This is a genomic window from Rossellomorea aquimaris, assembly GCF_008180865.1.
Taxonomy (GTDB): Bacteria; Bacillota; Bacilli; order Bacillales; family Bacillaceae_B; genus Rossellomorea; species Rossellomorea yichunensis.
Window position 1 is genome coordinate 111,309 of sequence record NZ_VTEX01000001.1, and the last position, 18,381, is coordinate 129,689.

Annotated in this window: 17 protein-coding genes; 8 read left to right on the plus strand and 9 right to left on the minus strand. The window is 42.0% G+C overall.

Going from position 1 to position 18,381, the window contains the following annotated elements; translation table 11 throughout:
• Positions 1-99 precede the first annotated feature (99 nt).
• Positions 100-1,485 (plus strand): class II fumarate hydratase, encoded by a 1,386-nt coding sequence (gene fumC / locus FZC88_RS00620; RefSeq protein WP_148993293.1) that lies wholly within the window; start codon positions 100-102, stop codon positions 1,483-1,485.
• A 109-nt stretch (positions 1,486-1,594) separates the two neighbouring features.
• Here the strand turns inward: fumC and FZC88_RS00625 are convergent, their stop codons facing one another.
• The 3 genes from FZC88_RS00625 to FZC88_RS00635 form a co-directional block, all read right to left on the minus strand.
• Positions 1,595-1,813: an alpha/beta-type small acid-soluble spore protein gene (locus FZC88_RS00625; RefSeq protein ID WP_034763234.1), complete on the minus strand. Its 219-nt coding sequence runs from the start codon at positions 1,811-1,813 to the stop codon at positions 1,595-1,597.
• A gap of 598 nt (positions 1,814-2,411) precedes the next feature.
• A complete protein-coding gene (locus FZC88_RS00630; protein WP_148993294.1) occupies positions 2,412-3,509 on the minus strand; it encodes an ABC transporter ATP-binding protein in 1,098 nt (365 codons plus the stop codon).
• A 96-nt stretch (positions 3,510-3,605) separates the two neighbouring features.
• Positions 3,606-4,520 (minus strand): PucR family transcriptional regulator, encoded by a 915-nt coding sequence (locus FZC88_RS00635; RefSeq protein ID WP_148968324.1) that lies wholly within the window; start codon positions 4,518-4,520, stop codon positions 3,606-3,608.
• 150 nt (positions 4,521-4,670) lie between these two features.
• Here FZC88_RS00635 and FZC88_RS00640 point away from each other — a divergent pair, with 150 nt between their 5' ends.
• The gene (locus tag FZC88_RS00640; protein ID WP_148968325.1) at positions 4,671-4,931 is read left to right on the plus strand and encodes a metal-sensitive transcriptional regulator; all 261 of its coding nucleotides are present in this window, start codon (positions 4,671-4,673) and stop codon (positions 4,929-4,931) included.
• Positions 4,932-5,486: 555 nt separating this feature from the next.
• Here the strand turns inward: FZC88_RS00640 and FZC88_RS00645 are convergent.
• Both FZC88_RS00645 and FZC88_RS00650 read right to left on the minus strand, forming a co-directional pair.
• Complete coding sequence (locus tag FZC88_RS00645; protein WP_148968326.1) at positions 5,487-5,666, minus strand: hypothetical protein; 180 nt, start codon at positions 5,664-5,666, stop codon at positions 5,487-5,489.
• A gap of 96 nt (positions 5,667-5,762) precedes the next feature.
• The gene (locus FZC88_RS00650; RefSeq protein WP_148968327.1) at positions 5,763-5,972 is read right to left on the minus strand and encodes a YheE family protein; all 210 of its coding nucleotides are present in this window, start codon (positions 5,970-5,972) and stop codon (positions 5,763-5,765) included.
• A 126-nt stretch (positions 5,973-6,098) separates the two neighbouring features.
• On the opposite strand from FZC88_RS00650, the gene FZC88_RS00655 reads away from it, so the two are divergent.
• Positions 6,099-6,497, plus strand: coding sequence for a ferritin-like domain-containing protein (locus tag FZC88_RS00655; protein ID WP_148968328.1), 399 nt, complete (start codon positions 6,099-6,101; stop codon positions 6,495-6,497).
• Positions 6,498-6,524: 27 nt separating this feature from the next.
• Here the strand turns inward: FZC88_RS00655 and FZC88_RS00660 are convergent, their stop codons facing one another.
• The 4 genes from FZC88_RS00660 to FZC88_RS00675 are packed head-to-tail and all read right to left on the minus strand — an operon-like array spanning position 6,525 to position 11,518.
• Positions 6,525-7,718, minus strand: coding sequence for a YheC/YheD family endospore coat-associated protein (locus tag FZC88_RS00660; RefSeq protein WP_148993295.1), 1,194 nt, complete (start codon positions 7,716-7,718; stop codon positions 6,525-6,527).
• The gene (locus FZC88_RS00665; protein ID WP_148993296.1) at positions 7,715-9,088 is read right to left on the minus strand and encodes a YheC/YheD family endospore coat-associated protein; all 1,374 of its coding nucleotides are present in this window, start codon (positions 9,086-9,088) and stop codon (positions 7,715-7,717) included. Before FZC88_RS00665 ends, FZC88_RS00660 begins: the two co-directional genes overlap by 4 nt.
• A complete protein-coding gene (locus FZC88_RS00670; protein ID WP_148993297.1) occupies positions 9,088-10,176 on the minus strand; it encodes a YheC/YheD family endospore coat-associated protein in 1,089 nt (362 codons plus the stop codon). The genes FZC88_RS00665 and FZC88_RS00670 overlap by 1 nt, the downstream gene beginning before the upstream one ends.
• 4 nt (positions 10,177-10,180) lie before the next feature.
• Positions 10,181-11,518, minus strand: coding sequence for a YheC/YheD family endospore coat-associated protein (locus FZC88_RS00675; RefSeq protein ID WP_148993298.1), 1,338 nt, complete (start codon positions 11,516-11,518; stop codon positions 10,181-10,183).
• A gap of 131 nt (positions 11,519-11,649) precedes the next feature.
• Between FZC88_RS00675 and FZC88_RS00680 the strand changes: the two genes are divergently transcribed.
• The 5 genes from FZC88_RS00680 to FZC88_RS00700 all read left to right on the plus strand — a co-directional run bounded on the left by FZC88_RS00680 (position 11,650) and on the right by FZC88_RS00700 (position 18,363).
• Positions 11,650-12,789, plus strand: a complete 1,140-nt coding sequence (locus tag FZC88_RS00680) for a DUF445 domain-containing protein (protein WP_148993299.1) — start codon at positions 11,650-11,652, stop codon at positions 12,787-12,789.
• 95 nt (positions 12,790-12,884) lie between these two features.
• Positions 12,885-13,238 carry a YlbF/YmcA family competence regulator gene (locus tag FZC88_RS00685; RefSeq protein ID WP_148968334.1) on the plus strand — a complete coding sequence of 118 codons (354 nt, stop codon included), beginning with the start codon at positions 12,885-12,887 and terminating at the stop codon, positions 13,236-13,238.
• Positions 13,239-13,462: 224 nt separating this feature from the next.
• A complete protein-coding gene (locus tag FZC88_RS00690) occupies positions 13,463-14,335 on the plus strand; it encodes an HAD-IIB family hydrolase (protein WP_315632784.1) in 873 nt (290 codons plus the stop codon).
• Positions 14,336-14,470: 135 nt separating this feature from the next.
• Entirely contained in the window at positions 14,471-15,967 is a 1,497-nt protein-coding gene (locus FZC88_RS00695) for a coproporphyrinogen III oxidase (protein ID WP_148993300.1), read from the plus strand.
• A gap of 782 nt (positions 15,968-16,749) precedes the next feature.
• Complete coding sequence (locus tag FZC88_RS00700; RefSeq protein WP_148993301.1) at positions 16,750-18,363, plus strand: long-chain fatty acid--CoA ligase; 1,614 nt, start codon at positions 16,750-16,752, stop codon at positions 18,361-18,363.
• The last annotated feature ends 18 nt before the right edge of the window (positions 18,364-18,381 follow it).

Genomic DNA, 18,381 nt, shown 5'->3' on the forward strand with positions numbered 1-18,381 from the left:
TAATGTTATGTCAGTCTAATAAACTTTTCAGAAAAAGGTTAGATTAACTGGATTAGTGGAAATATGGTAATAGAAGAATCATTTAAGGGAGGAACTAGAATGGAATATCGTATAGAACGTGACACAATCGGAGAAATGAAGGTGCCCAAGGAAAAATATTGGGGAGCACAGACTCAGCGAAGTAAAGAAAATTTCCAAATCGGTACAGAGAAAATGCCCATTGAGGTTACATATGCCTTCGCACAGTTAAAGAAAGCCGCCGCAGTCGTCAATCATTCACTTGGTAAGCTATCAGATGCCAAGAAGACGGCGATTGGACAGGCATGTGATGAAATCCTGGAAGGAAAGTGGGACGCCCATTTTCCCCTTGTTGTATGGCAAACAGGAAGCGGTACACAATCCAATATGAACATAAATGAAGTCGTTTCCTTTCGTGCCAATGAAATTTTCAAAGATAAAGGATCGGATGAGAAAGTCCATCCGAATGATGATGTGAACATGTCCCAAAGCTCAAATGATACATTCCCTACAGCCATGCACATCGCTGCGTATCAAGAAATCGAATCAAAGCTGTTTCCTGTCATTCAGGAATTTACTGCGACATTAAGAGAAAAAGAAGACCAATTCAGTGATATTATTAAAATTGGCCGTACACATCTTCAAGATGCAACACCATTGACGCTCGGTCAGGAAATCAGCGGATGGCGTGCCATGATGGAAAGGTCCTATAGTATGCTGAGAGAAAGCGTTCATCAATTAGTCAATCTGGCTATCGGTGGGACAGCTGTCGGTACGGGGATTAACGCCGATCCGGAATTTGGTGACAAAGTGGCAAGACAATTAGAAGCTCAGACTGGCATCAAGTTTTCCTCATCTGATAATAAATTTCACGCCCTAACGTCCCACGATGAAATCGTGTACGTACACGGAGCTGTAAAAGCACTGGCAGCAGATCTGATGAAAATAGCCAACGATGTAAGATGGTTAGCGAGCGGTCCCCGTAGTGGGATTGGTGAGATAACGATCCCTGCCAATGAACCAGGAAGTTCGATCATGCCGGGCAAAGTGAATCCCACCCAGAGTGAAGCAGTGACGATGGTAGTGACACAAGTATTCGGGAACGACGCGGCCATCGGATTTGCCGCCAGCCAAGGAAACTTCGAACTTAATGTATTTAAACCAGTCATCATCTATAACATGCTGCAATCCATACGACTGCTTACAGATGGAATAAAGTCCTTTAACGATAGATGTGTAAAAGGACTTGAAGCGAACGTAGAGGTAATAGAGGACTTTGTTCAAAGGTCCCTTATGCTCGTAACGGCATTAAATCCTCATATCGGGTATGAAAAAGCGGCTGAAATAGCCAAGAAAGCTCACAACAATGGCTCTACATTAAAAGAAGCAGCCATCGAATCAGGATATCTGACCGCAGAGGAGTATGATCAGTGGATCGATCCGGCAAGTATGGTTCATAATAAATAATATGAAGAGCTGGCTCCTAATGGGGTCAGTTTTTATAGTGAAAAGACATCCAAAATGAAAACCCCCGGCCAAGGACCGGGGGCTTTATCCATTCATATGAAATTGCTGATTATTTTTGGTACCCGCCACCGATTTGTTGTTCAGCCATTTGTACAAGGCGTTTAGTGATTTCTCCACCTACAGAACCGTTAGCACGAGCTGTTGCATCTGGTCCTAATTGTACGCCAAATTCAGAAGCGATTTCGTACTTCATTTGGTCGATAGCTTGTTGAGCTCCTGGAGCTACTAGTTGGTTAGATGAATTGCTGCGAGATTGTTGCTGTTGCATAATCTGTCATCTCCTTAAAATGTATAAGTTTTTTTGGTTGGGTTAGCTGGATTTGCACCAGCCCGCTATTCCATGAGCGACCATTCTAATAATGGCGTAACCCATCGAGTGGTGGGAGAGAAGGCTTGTTCCTGCCTTGTTAATAGGTATTATGGTTCGTTTCTGAATTTATATTCAAAGTGATGACAGGGAATTTATTCCTGATAAATCCCTAAAAGTTTTCTACATAAATCACTGTGATTGTAAAAAGGATAACACTATACAATGAATTAGATTGAAAGTATGGTGACACAGCATGAAAGCTTGCGCATTATGTAACGGGATCGTTGAATACAGGGGACTTTGCCCAAAGTGCGGAGACTCTACAACCGATCAGGGAAGATATTATGATTTTTACGATGAGTACAGTGCGTATATGGATATACAGCATGTACAATTAGCCGATGGCATACCGAATAGCAGCTGCTCTGATACTTGCCTCCATCTTTTTACATGTATTCGATGTGGGGAAGAAGAGGGGAAAAGCATAGATTTGACAGAGTTTTAAACGATGTAAAAAAGCCGCACTCGTGAATGAGTGCGGCTTTAAGTATTTATTTTATCGAATTCTTGACTCGGATTCTGAATCAAAGAAATGAGCTTTGTTCATATCAAAAGCAAGTTCAATTGTTTGGCCGGCAGCGATATCGGTACGAGAGTCAACGCGGGCAACAAACTCTTGTCCTTCTAATTGAGAGTAAAGCATCGTTTCAGCACCTGTTAATTCAGATACTTCGATTTTCGCAGTGATTTTCGCACCTTGTGCAGTATCTAAGAATAGTGGTTCATCATGAATATCCTCAGGACGCACTCCCAGAACGATGCTCTTGCCTACATGACCTTGTTCGCGAAGCACTTTCATTTTCCCTTCCGGTACAGAAACTTTGGTATTTCCAATCACGAATTTACCATCTTCAAGGGAGCCGTGGAAGAAGTTCATAGCAGGTGATCCAATGAATCCGCCTACGAAAACATTTTCAGGCTTATCGTATACTTCTTTAGGAGAACCAACTTGTTGGATGACTCCATCCTTCATGACAACAATACGAGTTGCCATAGTCATTGCTTCTGTCTGGTCATGTGTTACGTAAATCGTTGTCGTTTGTAAACGTTGGTGAAGCTTGGCGATTTCTGCACGCATTTGCACACGAAGCTTAGCATCAAGGTTGGACAGAGGCTCATCCATTAAGAACACTTTCGCATCACGAACGATGGCACGTCCAAGTGCTACACGCTGGCGCTGACCACCTGATAATGCTTTCGGTTTACGATCAAGCAGTGCTTCAAGACCAAGGATTTTAGCCGCTTCTTGAACTCGACGGTCTATTTCTTGTTTATCGAATTTACGTAATTTAAGTCCAAAGGCCATATTATCATATACGCTCATGTGTGGGTATAGGGCATAGTTCTGGAAAACCATGGCGATGTCCCGGTCTTTTGGTGCCACATCGTTTACGCGCTTTCCATCGATAGAGAAATCTCCTTTAGAAATTTCTTCAAGTCCGGCAATCATACGCAAAGTCGTTGACTTTCCACAACCTGAAGGTCCTACAAATACGATAAACTCTTTATCTTGAATATGAAGATTAAAGTCATTTACTGCCGTAACCTTGCCATCATAAATTTTGTGGATATTTTCTAATTTTAATTCAGCCATTTACTTTCTCCTCCTTGAAATGCAATCGTTTTCATCTATAGCCCTATTGTAGAGAAAGCGGATTCAAAACGATATGGTCAACTTGCACAAAGTTCCTTATTCCTTTTTATGCAGGTTGTCAGATTGAAAGTTCAAGCATGCGAAATAGGCTAAAATTCCACCTTGAAACGTTTTAATATCAATATTGGTTTTTTCAATGAACTTATCAATTCGATACTGTACACTATTCCGATGCATAAATAGTTTCTTGGCAGTCTGACTGATATTTGATTGATGTTCGAGAAAAGCCTTAACAGTGTGAATCAATTCAGGATCTTCCAGAAAGGTGTCAGTCACCTTTGTGAAAATTTGTTTTTTCCATTCCTGCGGTAAATGATGGAGGGCAAATTCAGGCAGAACCGTCACCACGGATTGAATAAATGCCTGCTTATGTACAGTTCTGGAGAATGAAAACAATTCCCGCTCATATTTAAAGGTGAGAGGGATTTGTGGAACATCGTGAAATTGTCCTATGAAATAAGAAAGACTGGCAAAAAAGTCCGATTCAATCACATGGGAAATAGATAATAATTGCTCTTCATCCAAATTCCATGCACCTTTCTCTTCAATGAGCAAGCCCATATTATCATCCTGCAATACAAGTATCGTGTGGAGGGGTAATAAATGTTTAAACGCCTCTTTTAATAGAAGCTGGTCTAAACTCTCCTTCATAGAGAATTGAATGATCCGGAATTCGCCGTCTATATTTGAAGGCATTGGTCCATTATTATATAAATAGGTGAACCATTCCATTGAGTTGGGAGAATCATTGATCGATCCGGATGGATTTATTATCTCTTTGAACAAGCAGTGCAATAACTCCGTTTCCTCTTGAGTGATCTCACTTCTAACAATGCCTATGTATTCATCTTCTGCTTCATTTGTAAACCAAATCTTTGTAGCTTCAAGATTGGTTGGATAATGGTTTTGGATTATGGCAGTAGGAAATTTTTTACGTAAATATGTAAACATGTCATCCCTCTTTGTTCATTATTATAGTGAAAAAGGTTATAATGTCTATTGTACTTAAATAGTTGGATTAATCAAAGTGTGCACGATTGCAATAAATCGCTAATTTTAATACTATTGAAGAATGAATAAATCATTATGGGGTGTCCTAAAATGGAATATACTAAAGAAGTTACCAATCGAATGAAACGCCTTGAAGGTCAAGTGCGCGGCGTGTTGAAAATGATGGAAGAAGAAAAACACTGTAAGGATGTTGTGACTCAATTATCTGCCGTACGTACTGCCGTTGATCGTACATTAGGTCTCATCGTTGCGAAAAACCTGGAAGCCTGCATTCGTGAATCGGAAGAAGAGGGCATCAATGCAGAAGATGCTATTCAAGAAGCCGTCAATATGCTTGTCAGAAGTCGATAAATACTAAAAGCTGCCGAAGGATAATGCTCCTTTTTGGCAGCTTTTTTGTTTTATTTGTCCAGCTCCAGCGCCTAGCCCCTCGAGGTCATAAGTCAGTCTTGCTAAAAAGGCCAAAAGCGCCTTTCCAGCAAGCCTGCCTTATGCTTGTCGGGGCTGAACGAGGCGCTTCCGCTTTTCTATTTGTCCAGCTCCGGTGGCTAGAGGCTCGAGGTCATAAGCCAAGAATGCCAAAAAGGCAAAGAGCAGCGCCTTTCCGGCATTCTTTTCTTATGCTTGTCGCCTCTGGGCAAGCCCCCTCCGCTTTTCTATTGTCCAGCTCCGGTGGCTAGAGGCTCGAGGTCATAAGCCAAGAATGCCAAAAAGGCAAAGGGCGCCTTTCTGGCATTCTCGTCTTATGCTTGTCGCCTCTGGGCAAGCCCCCTCCGCTTTTCTATTGTCCGGCTCCGGTGGCTAGAGGCTCGAGGTCATAAGCCGAGAATGCCAAAAAGGCAAAGGGCGCCTTTCTGGCATTCTCGTCTTATGCTTGTCGCCTCTGGGCAAGCCCCCTCCGCTTTTCTATTTCGGTGGTTCTTCATGATCCGTGATTTCGATTGCTTCTTCGATGTTGGTTGTGTTTTCCCTCATGTGGACGGACCCCCCGGACATGCCTTCGTTGATAAAACGGTCCACATCGAGAAATACTTTTTCTTTTCCTTCATAATTGGTATCTGGAAGGAATTGATCATCTTTTTTCATGCTCATCAGCCTCCTTACTTTAGTTTTGGAAAGGAAGCTGAAGTTATACATGAAGGCTCATTAATTCTCTATTTCAGGTGAATTATGTACGTTCCATCAATCATAAACGTGGAACAGCATCAGCTCATGAAGCTGCTTCTTAAGGGTGTCTTCCTTATCGGGCGGTGGAGTTGCTCCAGTCCATTCAATTTTACCGTCTTTATGGTAATTCCCTTGAAATTTTGTCCCGCTGAAGTAAAAGGAAAACGTCCAGCCGGGAAGCTGTTTATTTTCGAACATGCTTTTATATTGAAAATGTTGAATCATTTTTCATCACCTCCACTATTATTGTAAACGTTTTAATACATGCTGTGTAGGTGTGGGTGTTAAATGTATCATAAATGGAATTCTCCTCTAATAGAATTTACTGAAGAGATAGAGGAGGGGCGAAGAATGAATTCGTTTATTCGTGATTTGCAAAAGGCGATCAGTGATGAATGGACAGCCTATTATTTCTATAAAGAATTAAAAGGGCGGACGAATAATCCATTATATGTAGAGTTTATCGAACATGCCAAGAAGGATGAAAAGGTGCATTATGAAATGTTCCAATACCTCCATTATTTATTAACGGGAGAATATTACGAGCATAAGAAAGAGAAGGTGGGGTTTACCACTTTTAAAGAAGGAGTCCTGCTTGCACTGAAGGATGAGCTTGAGGCTGCAGAATTCTACAGGGACATGCTGCTGGAGATTCCGAATCAACAAGCCTATAAGCCCCTATTTATTGCCATGACTGATGAAATGGAACATGCTACAAGATTTTCTACGATTTATAATTCATTACGGTAAGAATGACAAAGGTTGAACCACCTGGATTCAACCTTCACTATTTTTAGCACTGAGTGTGAGGAATGTGCGGACAAGCTGTTTTCGCCGTTTGTTTTCAATTTCTTCTTCATCAAAGCTCATGGGCTTTGAATTGATTTCAAATAATACAAATCCCCCTTGTTCCCGTGGAGCTAAGTCGATGGAGAACTCTCCAACATAGCCAAAGGATTTAGCAAGCTCTTCCCCACATGTTTGAACGATCCTTGAGATTTCCTTTTTCGTATGAACGTCTGCGACTTCTTTAAGAGAAATGATCTTCCCACCGGTAGGTACATGAGTGGTGACTTCCTGTCGTTGTGACATACGGACACCAATGCCTATTAAACGAAAATCCTCCCCCGTGTGAAGGACTAATATTCGGAAGTCATAGCGATGATCATGCAATGTTTTACAGTCAACGGCTTCCTGTATGATCCACTGGTTACTATTAAACCATTCGCTGTATGATTGAAACAGGCGGGATACGTTTAAGAACCTCTCCATTTTTTTTATGCTTTTGCAGAGAATACGTCCATTGTCATCGATTTCGATGAGTCTGATTCCTTTTCCTTGCGAAGCGAGAGAGTGTTTCACATATATTTTTTTATGTGACGTAAGAAAGTTGGTAAAGGACTCTTCATTTGTGACAAGCTCAGTTTGCGGCAGGTACGGATCGAGTTCACGACTTTTGGACAGAAGCTCGTATATTTTCCATTTGTTAAAGAAATGAGGGTTGAAGAAAGGAATTTTATGTTCCTTAATAAAATGGAGAAGCTTCTGATAGGCCTGATTTTGCTCAGCATGCCTCGAGGGAACGCGATTATAAATGACGTTTGGTACAGGAAATAGGCATTTCACCCATTTGTTTAATGGCTGATTGTACATGATCCCGGAAATGGAATCACCGAAAACATCTTGAGGAGAGAAGACAAAACAGACTCCACCTGCCTGTTCAACGTCCAGCTGAATCGATCTAAACAATTCAAAATTCCCCTTGTATTTATTCTTTTCCTCCTTACTTGCTACGATTCCGATCAGGGGAATCGCCGGAATGTTCTTCTGATGAGGCGAGATGGTGAATTGATAGCAATCTTTTGAATTCTGAGAAGAAAGAAGAAAGGAATTCTTCGCAAATTTATAGGTCTTTATGGATTCTTCCACATGAAAAAAGGTTTTCTTCTCCCGATTATAAAGGATGTTCATGGAAGCATTTCCTCAGGGTGATTCAAGCTTTGCTGAGTGAGAAAGATCCCGAATGATAAGGCAAGTTTTCTTGTTAATAAATCAAAGCTCTTCAAATGGGGATGGGAAAAAATAGACCTTCCCGGCTTAGAGTTTGCTTCGAACATCCAAATTCGATGATTTTCGTCCACTCCGAAGTCAAAACCGATTTCTCCTATAAATCCTTCCAGATTTCGTTCGATGGCATGTGATAGTGTTAAAGCTGCGTCCTTTAGTGCACCTTCAATAACTTCTCGGACTGCTTCATCCGGAAACAGCTCCGATAAAATTTTCACTTCTCCACCGTTATTTGCATGGGTGGTCACACTTCCTGATCCTGCCACTTTTCCGGCCATTGCACTTACTTGCCATTCTCCGTCCCCACCTTTATTCGTATGAACCCGGAAGTCGATCGGCCGGTTATTTTCCTGCAACAGAGAAATTCCCTGCTGAACGATAAAAGTGTCAAGATTTCGATTCTTAAAGACCGTATTGACAAGTTGCTCCAAGGACTTAAATTTCAGTAAGCGATTTTTACGATCTTCATCTCTGAACCGGCAATAATATTCATCGGATGAGCGATTATACGTAATCTTGTGGATGCCATTGCCGAGACTGCCGTTTTTCGGTTTAAGATAAATATGATGATAGGTGGCAAGCATTCTTTCCATTTCATCAAATGATTGAAATGAATGTGTTTCCGGAAGCAGGTGCTGGACTGAAGAATCGTTTTCCAGTCGTTCAAACAAATCAAGTTTATTAAAGAAACCTGGATTGTACCAGGGAATACCGTATTCCCTCTGTAGCCTTTCTTTGATGCTCTGGTACGTTTTATGCTTTTCACTGCGGCGGTTCGGTAGCCTGTCATAGATAACATTTGGAAAAGGAATCTCCTCGATTTCCCAACCTTCTCCAAAGTGAAAATATCCCTTTACGAGTCCGTTCTCCCAATTAATATGACGCTCTCCAAACACGAAGGGAATGACTCCAAGGGATGATTGAACAGATAAGAGCTTTTTGAAGAAATAAGAGCGCTCACCAATCGGGCTTAAGCTAAAACTTGTGAATCCTGAGGTGAATATGCCAATGAGCACTCCTGCATATAAACAATCCTCTTTACAAAAGAGAGAAAGGGACTTTACTTTCGAAGGAAGATGTAACTTCCCGGCTAAACCAGAGCTAATGCCAATCACGTTACGTCCATTCGGATGACGCTTACATTCCGCGGATTGCCTTGCAGTTCCAAGGATTACTGTATGAGGGAATTTTTTTTCCTCCAGCTTGAAACCAGAGGGGAGGTATAGAAGACATTCTTCATCTTGGAATTGTTCTATTTTATACGTTTTAAGCATTAGAAATCACCTCGTCTTAAGGATGTTAGTGATTGTGATGCCAAGAACTCACAATAATCTAATGGAGCTTTGTATAAGGATGGCAGTTTCTCAGGTCCAAGTGCATCTACTACTTTATGTCCCGGCTTAGAATTCATATCGAGAATCCACAGTGATTGATCCTCACCAATAATAATATCAACCCCGATTTCAAACAGAGCTGAAAAATGTTCTTCAAGTAGTAAAGGCATTTCTTCCATAATGTCAGTGAGTTCTTCTTCAATATTGTCCCAAGAAGAATCGTGAAGAGTCATCCAATCACTATATGATTTATATGAAGCTCCTCGACTGATATTGGTCAGAATTGCCAGCTGTTCCCCTACACGGATCGCCCGCTGAAATTCTCTCCATTCTCCATTAGCGTTTTTATTCAAAAGAATGCGCAGATCAAAAGGTGCATTCTCATTCGTCAGATTGAGAATCCGCTTTTGGCAAATGAACGTATGCTGCAGAAGGATTCGGTTAACCCACTTGATAAAGATCTCTTTCCTTTGGAAGGATTGTTCCCTGATCCCTTCCTTTTTCGTTGTTCGAACGACTATGCCCCCCTGGCTTTCAACAAGATGATAAATGGCAAATCCATGAGCCCCATCCACTGGTTTGATCATTATATCTTTATGTTCAGTAAGTAGATTTAATAAATGTTTTCCGTCGGTCACAAGATACGTTTCGGGAATGTAAGGGGAGATTGGGGTCTTTTTAAGTTTTTCGTAAAGATGCCATTTGTTTGGTAACCCATAACCGAGAAATCGAATGTGTCTCTGGTTCTTTAACCACTGAACAACGGCCTTTGCCTGCTGGGATTGTATATCCTTTAGATAATAGGTACGGTCGTAGATATATTCCGGAATTTCAAAGGCTTCATTTTCCCATGATTGTGTTTCTTTATTGAAATAAAATCCATCCACCGTTTCGTTTAAAGGAGAGATTCCTTTGGGGGAGAACAGATAAAGATCAATCGGATAAGAAAGGGATTGTTTCGCTATTCCAAGAAAGTAGCTGTTTGTTATTTGCGGTGTAAGGGTCATAATGCCCAATGATTGGTTCATCGTTTTAATCCTCCTTGTTCATCCATTTTGTGAAACTATATTCATAGAATGCTTTAACCGAAGGACGAATCCGGTCGTTTTCCAAGTATGTTCGTTTAGAGGGTTTGGAATTGACTTCAATCAGCCAGGGCTTCCCGCTTTCATCGATGCCGACATCAATGCCAAGCTCGGCGAAATGCCCTTCAACCGTGTCAGAAAGGAGTCGGGCAGAAGACGTACATAACACCTTCATATCATTTAGAATCCCAACACTTCTCTGGGGGGGAAAAAGAGATTGAAGGATTGGAAGAGGTTTTGCGATTCGTCCTCCCTGATCGACATTCGCCACGAATTGATCATGAGAAGCAATCCGGGCGACAGAAGAAACGATTTCCCAGTGTCCCTTTCCATTCAAGTGACAAAGAAACCGAAAATCTAATGGCTGATCTTCCACTGTAAGAAATGGAATGGTTTCCTGAACCAAATAAGAAGAAGGGTTGCACCAGGATCGAATTTGCCTATAGAGTGCAGAGTAGGTTGAGAAAGAAAGTGGACTCTGTGATGTGAATGAATTTTGGTGCATGAAAAAATCATTCTCTCTTTTTTGGATACGCATGATGTAGCGTCCCCTGCTACCGTTTACCCCCTTAACGAAAACATCCTTATATAAGGAAAGCATTTCCTCCAATGAATCGAATCCCTCCACGGTTTTGGGCAGGTGATGGGCGAGTGACGGTCCATCTTTCAGCGCATTGTAAACCTCGTCTTTAGATAGAAACCCAGAATTGAAAACGAGAATGTCCCGTTCTTCAGATTGAGTGAGGGCTTTTTCAAAGGAAGGAGTCTTTTCTACCTTTCTTGAATGACATCGATTGTAAATGATGTTAGGAGCAGGAAGTGTTTTAAGCTCCCAGTCTTGATCAAGAAATACAACCCCTTCAGAGAGGTCTCCAACAAAAGAAGAGAGCGGAATAAGATAAAAGAATCCACCTTTTCGTTGAAACCAGCTCTGACACTCTGTAAAATATTCTTTTAAAGAGTGTGAATGTAATGTATTCAAAGAAAATTGGTTGATTAGTAGGGCCACAACCGGTCCCAGATGGATGATGCTATGCCTTGAATCGATGGATATCCATATGTTTTCCAGATTCGGTATGGAAGAGAATAATGAATCGCTTGTTTCTAACATAATCTGTAAAGAATCGGATGGATATTCCCTGCATGTGACGTCTAGAGAAGAGTTTCCACATTTCAGTATCATGTTCCGTTCAAAAGGATATCGATTCATCATCTGTTTCGGTATATACAAGTGATGATGATCATGATGATGTATATGCGAACTAAATGAACATTTTATCTTCATCAGGCATTCCCCGTTTGCATAACCCGTAAGAATGATTCTATAATGATTTATTGGGCTAATGTTGATATAGCATTCTATGTAAAGCAAGGCAAAATGTTCAAACAAGACAGGTAGAAAAGGAAGGTGCAATCATGCTGGATGCTTTCATCCTAATACTGTTCATGGTGTTGATTGGAGCCCTCATTGGAGGAGTCACCAATTCATTAGCCATAAAAATGTTATTCAGACCTTATAGGGCTTACTATATCGGGAAATTTAAAGTACCATTCACACCAGGGTTGATCCCAAAACGCCGTGGAGAATTGGCGGAACAACTTGGGAAAATGGTGGTCGATCATTTAATCACGCCTGAAAGTCTTCAGAAAAAAGTGATGAATGAAGATTTTCAAAGGGATGTAACCCACTGGCTAGGGGAAGAATTACAACCTGTCTTCACTTCGGACAAAACGGTGAATGAGTGGCTGGATATCCTGCAAATCCCTGTATCCTCCGATCGTCTTAATGAATGGCTTGATGAGTGGGTAGCTGAAAAGATGAAAGATACGAAAGCAGCATACACCTCTAAAAGGCTGGAAGAGGCTCTACCTGAAAAGTGGCAGGAAAAAGTTGAAGAGAGTATTCCGAAGCTTGTTGACTTTATCGCAAACCGTGCGGAAACTTATTTCACAAGCCCAGAAGGAAAAATGAAAGTGAAGATCATGATCGACGATTTCCTGAAAGAAAGAGGCATGCTCGGAAACATGCTCGGAATGTTCCTCGGCAACACGTCTGTTGCGGATAAAGTACAGCCTGAAATCGTAAAGTTCATCAAGCATGAAGGAACCCAGGAAATCCTTTTCAATCTGCTGACAAAAGAATGGTCCAAACTGAAACAAATGAAGCTTGATGAATTCATCGATCGATTACCTGAAGAAGACTTGATTAAAACCGTCCAGGCATCCCTGGTCAAACTAGTCAACATCGAAGGACACCTATCCAAGCCGCTAAGAAACTTTCTCGAGACTCATAAGGATTCCATCTTCAATAACCAGCTGCCAAAATGGGTGGATAGAGGGACGGACCTCTTATCGAAGAAGATTCCAAACCTGATGGAGAAGATGCACTTGCAGCATATTGTGCAGGAACAGGTTGAATCTTTTTCAGTTGGAAGATTGGAAGAATTGGTTCTCGGCATTTCCCGTCGTGAATTCAAGATGATTACTTACTTAGGGGCATTACTTGGAGGAGTGATTGGAATCGTTCAAGGGGTCATAGCCCTCTTTATCTCTTAATTCAGCAGGGCCAAAGGGTCCTTCCTAGAATTTCACTCTAAAGTTTGTTATAGTGGTGTAGGAAACATAGAGTGAAATTATAGGAGGTACGTATTTTGGCTATTAACTTATACGATCAAGCGAACGAATTGGAAAGTGCTTTACGTCAAAGCGATGAATTTCTACAACTGAAGAAGATGTATGACGAAGTAAACAATGACGAATCTGCTAACAAGATGTTTGAAAACTTCAGAAACATTCAAATGAATCTTCAACAAAAACAAATGAGCGGTGAAGAAATCTCTCAAGAAGAAGTAGAGCAAGCTCAAAAAACAGCTCAACTTGTTCAACAACACGAAGTAATTGCAAAGCTTATGGAAGCTGAGCAACGCATGAGCATGGTCATCAATGACTTGAACAAGGTCATCATGAAGCCGCTTGAAGAACTTTACGGTTCAATGCAGAAATAATATGGGAACAACAAGGACTGACTTCCAGTACGGGGTTAGTCCTTTTTTTGTGGATATAGCAGTGGAACAGAAAGATACACTCCAACAAGAACTTTCATCTAGTTGATGAGTTCTACCAGCAACTCGCTATAATTTGCGAATTGCTCCCACCCCCTTGTCATATTTGTCTCTCCTCCTTCATAAAAGTAAAGAAAGGGAGTAGACAACATATAGGGGGGACACCGATGATGATCTATAGAATGCTAGCGTTAAATATTGATGGAACGATTGTAAATGATAACGGAAAAATTGCGAGGGAAACAAAGGATGCAATTGAGTACGTTCAAGATAAAGGTGTAACGGTCACATTGGTAACTAGCAGGAGCTTTGCTTCAGCTAAGAAAGTAGCCAAGGCCCTTAAACTCAAAACCCCGCTCGTCACACATAGTGGGTCCTACATCGCTGGTGAGCTTGAAAAACCGATGTATGTAAAAAAGATTGCCGAGGACATTACGTATGAAATTGCTCAATTCCTTGAAGGTTTCTCAAGTCAAGTAGCTCTATCCCATGAAAAGAGGTCAATCATTGGCAAAGCCAATTCCCAGGCAAGGGAGATGGCAAAAGTCTCTTGGCAAAGAGAGTCGAAATTACTTTATAGTAAGCAGTTTGTGGATCGTGTGAGTGATCATCTTTTGGAGAATCCAATGTCGGTTCCGAAGATATCGGTTGTCATGGAGCATCGTGAAGATGTGTGGGACGTCGTCGCTTCTCTAAAAGGCATGTATGAAGAAGTGGACGCCATTCCGACATCCGACTATAAACTTGATATCGTGCCAAGGGGCGTATCTAAGCTTCGAGGGTTAATGTATTTATCTGAACGCCTTGGAGTGAAAAAGGATCAAATCGTGATGGTTGGATCGGGGCCGGATGACATCGACTCCTTGGAATGCTGTGGTCTTGGAGTAGCTATGGGAGACGCGCCTAGACAGGTGAGAGATGCAGCGAACTGGATTACACGGAGCCAAAGCGAAAAAGGCATCCCATACTTTGTAACAGAGCTATTCCGTAAGCAGCACCCAATTCCATTCCTGAAAAAAATGAACATCATTAAATCATAAACCAATACACCCCGCTTTTCTATTGGAAAGCGGGGTGTTGTATTTATTTCAAAGGGACTCCCTGCCATTGACCATTCCCACCCCATTCTGTACACTTATAAAAGCTTATTAGATTTGGTGAAAGGTGATTAGAACGTGAATGTTTTGATAAAAGGAATCGAGGATGAGCGTTTTGAGCGCCCCCTGCGATTGATTGCTAATTTATTTTTTGAAGAATCCGTGATTCACTTTGGCTCTTGTGATGACATGGATCTTCAAGTCAAAATAGAACTTACAATAGAAGAAAAGATAGAAGCAAAAGCTGTGTTGATAAAACCGACTTCTGATGAATTATACACTGCGACCTATGAACGAGGCTGGACTTCATATGAAAATGAAAAAGAACGCTTCAAACAGCTGAAAACTGCAGTATCTCATGTATATCTGAATGTTCTTCAAGATCTTACAGGAATCAGGCAAAAGTGGGGGATCTTAACAGGGATCCGTCCTACCAAGCTTTTACATAAGCAGACACAGCTTGGGATACCCCAAGAGGCGATTCATGCGAAATTGAAAGAGGAATACCTTATTACCGATGAAAAGATTCAGCTGATGCAAAACATCGTGGACCGGCAGCTTTCGGTTGTTCCGGATCTCTATGATCTCCAGCATGAAGTGAGCATCTATATCGGAATCCCGTTTTGTCCTACCAAATGTGCGTATTGTACTTTTCCTGCATACGCGATTCTCGGTAAACAAGGTCGGGTAGATTCCTTCCTGGCCGGGCTTCACTATGAAATCCAGGAAATGGGACGCTGGCTCAAAGAGAATAACGTCAAGATTACGACGATTTACTATGGCGGAGGGACACCTACTTCCATCACGGCAGAAGAAATGGATGCCCTATATGAAGAAATGTATCGATCATTCCCAGATGTGGACGCGGTAAGGGAAGTGACGGTAGAAGCAGGAAGACCGGATACGATTTCCCCAGATAAACTGGAGGTACTAAAGAAATGGAATATCGATCGCATTTCCATCAACCCTCAGTCGTATACACAAGAAACATTAAAAGCAATCGGCCGTCATCACACCGTGGAAGAAACCATCGATAAATTTCATTTATCCCGGAACATGGGAATGAACAACATCAACATGGATCTCATTATCGGACTTCCAGGTGAAGAGCTTCCAGAGCTTCAGCATTCATTGGATGAGACCGAGAAGCTTATGCCGGAATCGTTGACCGTCCACACACTGTCCTTCAAGCGGGCGTCTGAAATGACGAAGAATAAAGACAAGTATAAAGTGGCAGACCGGGTGGAAATCGGGAAGATGATGGACCTTGCCGAAGAGTGGACAAAGGCACACGGCTATGATCCCTATTACTTATATCGTCAGAAGAACATTCTGGGTAACCTCGAGAATGTCGGCTATGCTCTCCCGGGGCAGGATAGCCTCTATAACATCATGATCATGGAAGAGGTCCAAACCATCATTGGCATCGGCTGTGGCGCTGCGAGTAAATTCATCGATCCGAAGACCGGAAAGATCACGCACTTTGCCAATCCGAAAGAACCAAACGCCTACAACCTGGGATTCAAAGAATATACCGATAAGAAGATCAAGATCCTCAATGGTTTATTTTCATAAGCCTCTTTTTGCGAAGTTTGTTGATCTATAACATAAGATCTGCCTGGGCTCTGTCAAATTAGTAAGTGCTGGATGGTGAGGGGAACTGCTCCGCTTGCAGCTAGCGTTCGGCCGAGCCTCCTCAGCTTAGCCGAACGGGGTCTCGGCACGCCCGTACTTCCGCAGGAGTCTACACAGTTCCCCTCACCATCTATAAAAAAATTTCGAGACAGAGCTTAAAAGTAACAAAACTATCTAAAGAATACGGACTATCGCTTCTTTACAAGAAGTTATTTACCGTGGGAGCATTGTTGATTCACTTGAAAGATTGTTCAATGATCCATCAATTTAGGTGAAATCTTCTTTTATTCCTTTGTAGATTCTTTGTTTTGTGGAGGAACTCTCAACATACCTAGAATAGGAGCATTTTTTGTTTTTCTATCTATACTTGTAAGCAGTATTAATGTAGTAGCACAGAGTGGATTGTAGCGGAAGGCAAGAGCCTGGAGCGAAAAGGAACGGTCTATGTTTTCACACTTGCACTCATTCATAAAAGGCTGTACTGTCTGTGTGTAAATAGCAACAATGTTTACGAAAAGAGCTTTTTATAAAAACAAGCTGTTCAGAGAACTTCTGGACGGCTTTTTCTTTATTTCTAAGGACGTGTTGATATATGTGCAATTATCGGAATTTTTCAACAATACTTAAAGGATTACTTCTGAAAAGGTCGAATTAGTAAGGTAGACATAGAAATCAGACAATACTTTTGAAAACGTTACCAAAATTGAGGGGAGAGATCGAATATGATGCAAACACCTCTGCTTCTGACACAAATGATAGAAAGAGCCGAAAAGTATTTTCCTAACAAAGAGATTGTTTCACGCACTGAGTCCGGAATAAGCCGATTCACGTATAAACAGTGGGGAGAAAGAACACGAAGACTTGCAAGCAGCCTATCAAAACTCGGGATTGAAGAAGGGGATAAGGTCGGGACCCTTGCCTGGAACCATCATCGACATCTTGAATCCTATTTTGCAATTCCTTGTAGCGGGGCTGTCCTACATACGATCAATATTCGCTTATCACCCCAGCACATCGTATATATCATCAATCATGCCAAGGACCGGGTATTGCTCATCGATTCAGACATCGTACCGCTCATCGAAAAGATCAAAGACCAGATACCGACGGTCAAAGCCTTCATTGTAATGACTGATGGTGACTTGCCGGAAACCACTTTGGAACCGGTTTATCATTATGAGAGATTGCTGGAGGAAGGCGATCCTTCTTTCCAATTCCGGACAGACATTGATGAGAATGCTCCTGCCGGGATGTGTTACACCTCAGCCACAACCGGAAATCCTAAAGGGGTCATTTATTCTCATCGCGGAATCGTCCTGCATGCCATGGCGCTGGGGCTTGCTGATACCACTGGTGTCTGTGAAAGAGACGTTGCACTGCCGGTCGTACCGATGTTCCATGTAAACGCATGGGGACTTCCGTTTGCCTCTGTATGGTTCGGGACGAAGCAGGTTCTGCCTGGACCATATTTCACTCCAGGATTGCTGGCTCAGTTAATGCAGGATGAGAAGGTAACAATCTCTGCAGGGGTCCCGACCATTTGGCTTGGTTTGCTCAATGAATTAGAGAAAAATGAATATGATCTCTCCAGCCTTCGTTCCGTTCTATGCGGGGGTTCTGCAGCACCTAAAGGAATGATCAGGACCTTTGAAGAGAAATTCGGTATTCCGTTCATGCATGCATATGGAATGACGGAAACAAGTCCGCTTGCCGTGATAGCTGCATCGAAAAGCTATCATGATGATCTTTCCACTGAAGAAAAGCTTGATTTGAAAGCAAAGCAAGGGTTACTCGTCCCTGGATTAGACATGAAAATCGTCGGGAAAGACGGAGAAGTGGCTTGGGATGGAAAGGAAATGGGAGAGCTTGCCCTGAGAGGTCCATGGATTGCTTCTGAATACTATGAAGATGAAAGAACAGAGGAAGCATTCCGTGATGGCTGGCTGTATACAGGTGATGTCGTCACCATCGATGAAGAGGGCTACATTAAAATCGTGGACCGCACAAAGGACTTGATCAAATCAGGTGGAGAATGGATTTCTTCTGTAGACATTGAAAATGCTCTCATGGCACATGAACATATATTCGAAGCAGCGGTAGTTGCGGTTCCCCATGAAGAATGGCAGGAACGCCCGATCGCTTGTGTGGTGTTAAAAGACTCAGGAAAAGGAAATGTGTCCAAAGAAGAAATCATGGACTTTCTGAAACCACAGTTTGCCAAATGGTGGCTGCCGGATGAAATCCTGTTCCTTGATGAGATACCCAAAACGTCTGTAGGGAAATTTTTAAAGAGAGCCTTGAGGGATCAAGTGCAGGATAGAATGAAACAAATATAACTCGTAAGAGAGGTCGTT

Excerpts from the sequence above, each read along its gene's own strand:
- FZC88_RS00700 (WP_148993301.1), top strand. The coding sequence starts at position 16,750 with ATGATGCAAACACCTCTGCTTCTGACACAAATGATAGAAAGAGCCGAA.
- FZC88_RS00670 (WP_148993297.1), bottom strand. The coding sequence starts at position 10,176 with ATGAACCAATCATTGGGCATTATGACCCTTACACCGCAAATAACAAAC.
- FZC88_RS00625 (WP_034763234.1), bottom strand. The coding sequence starts at position 1,813 with ATGCAACAGCAACAATCTCGCAGCAATTCATCTAACCAACTAGTAGCT.
- fumC (WP_148993293.1), top strand. The coding sequence starts at position 100 with ATGGAATATCGTATAGAACGTGACACAATCGGAGAAATGAAGGTGCCC.
- FZC88_RS00675 (WP_148993298.1), bottom strand. The coding sequence starts at position 11,518 with ATGAAGATAAAATGTTCATTTAGTTCGCATATACATCATCATGATCAT.
- FZC88_RS00640 (WP_148968325.1), top strand. The coding sequence starts at position 4,671 with ATGGAATATACTAAAGAAGTTACCAATCGAATGAAACGCCTTGAAGGT.
- FZC88_RS00650 (WP_148968327.1), bottom strand. The coding sequence starts at position 5,972 with ATGATTCAACATTTTCAATATAAAAGCATGTTCGAAAATAAACAGCTT.
- FZC88_RS00680 (WP_148993299.1), top strand. The coding sequence starts at position 11,650 with ATGCTGGATGCTTTCATCCTAATACTGTTCATGGTGTTGATTGGAGCC.
- FZC88_RS00635 (WP_148968324.1), bottom strand. The coding sequence starts at position 4,520 with ATGTTTACATATTTACGTAAAAAATTTCCTACTGCCATAATCCAAAAC.
- FZC88_RS00665 (WP_148993296.1), bottom strand. The coding sequence starts at position 9,088 with ATGCTTAAAACGTATAAAATAGAACAATTCCAAGATGAAGAATGTCTT.
- FZC88_RS00630 (WP_148993294.1), bottom strand. The coding sequence starts at position 3,509 with ATGGCTGAATTAAAATTAGAAAATATCCACAAAATTTATGATGGCAAG.
- FZC88_RS00655 (WP_148968328.1), top strand. The coding sequence starts at position 6,099 with ATGAATTCGTTTATTCGTGATTTGCAAAAGGCGATCAGTGATGAATGG.
- FZC88_RS00645 (WP_148968326.1), bottom strand. The coding sequence starts at position 5,666 with ATGAAAAAAGATGATCAATTCCTTCCAGATACCAATTATGAAGGAAAA.
- FZC88_RS00660 (WP_148993295.1), bottom strand. The coding sequence starts at position 7,718 with ATGAACATCCTTTATAATCGGGAGAAGAAAACCTTTTTTCATGTGGAA.
- FZC88_RS00690 (WP_315632784.1), top strand. The coding sequence starts at position 13,463 with ATGATGATCTATAGAATGCTAGCGTTAAATATTGATGGAACGATTGTA.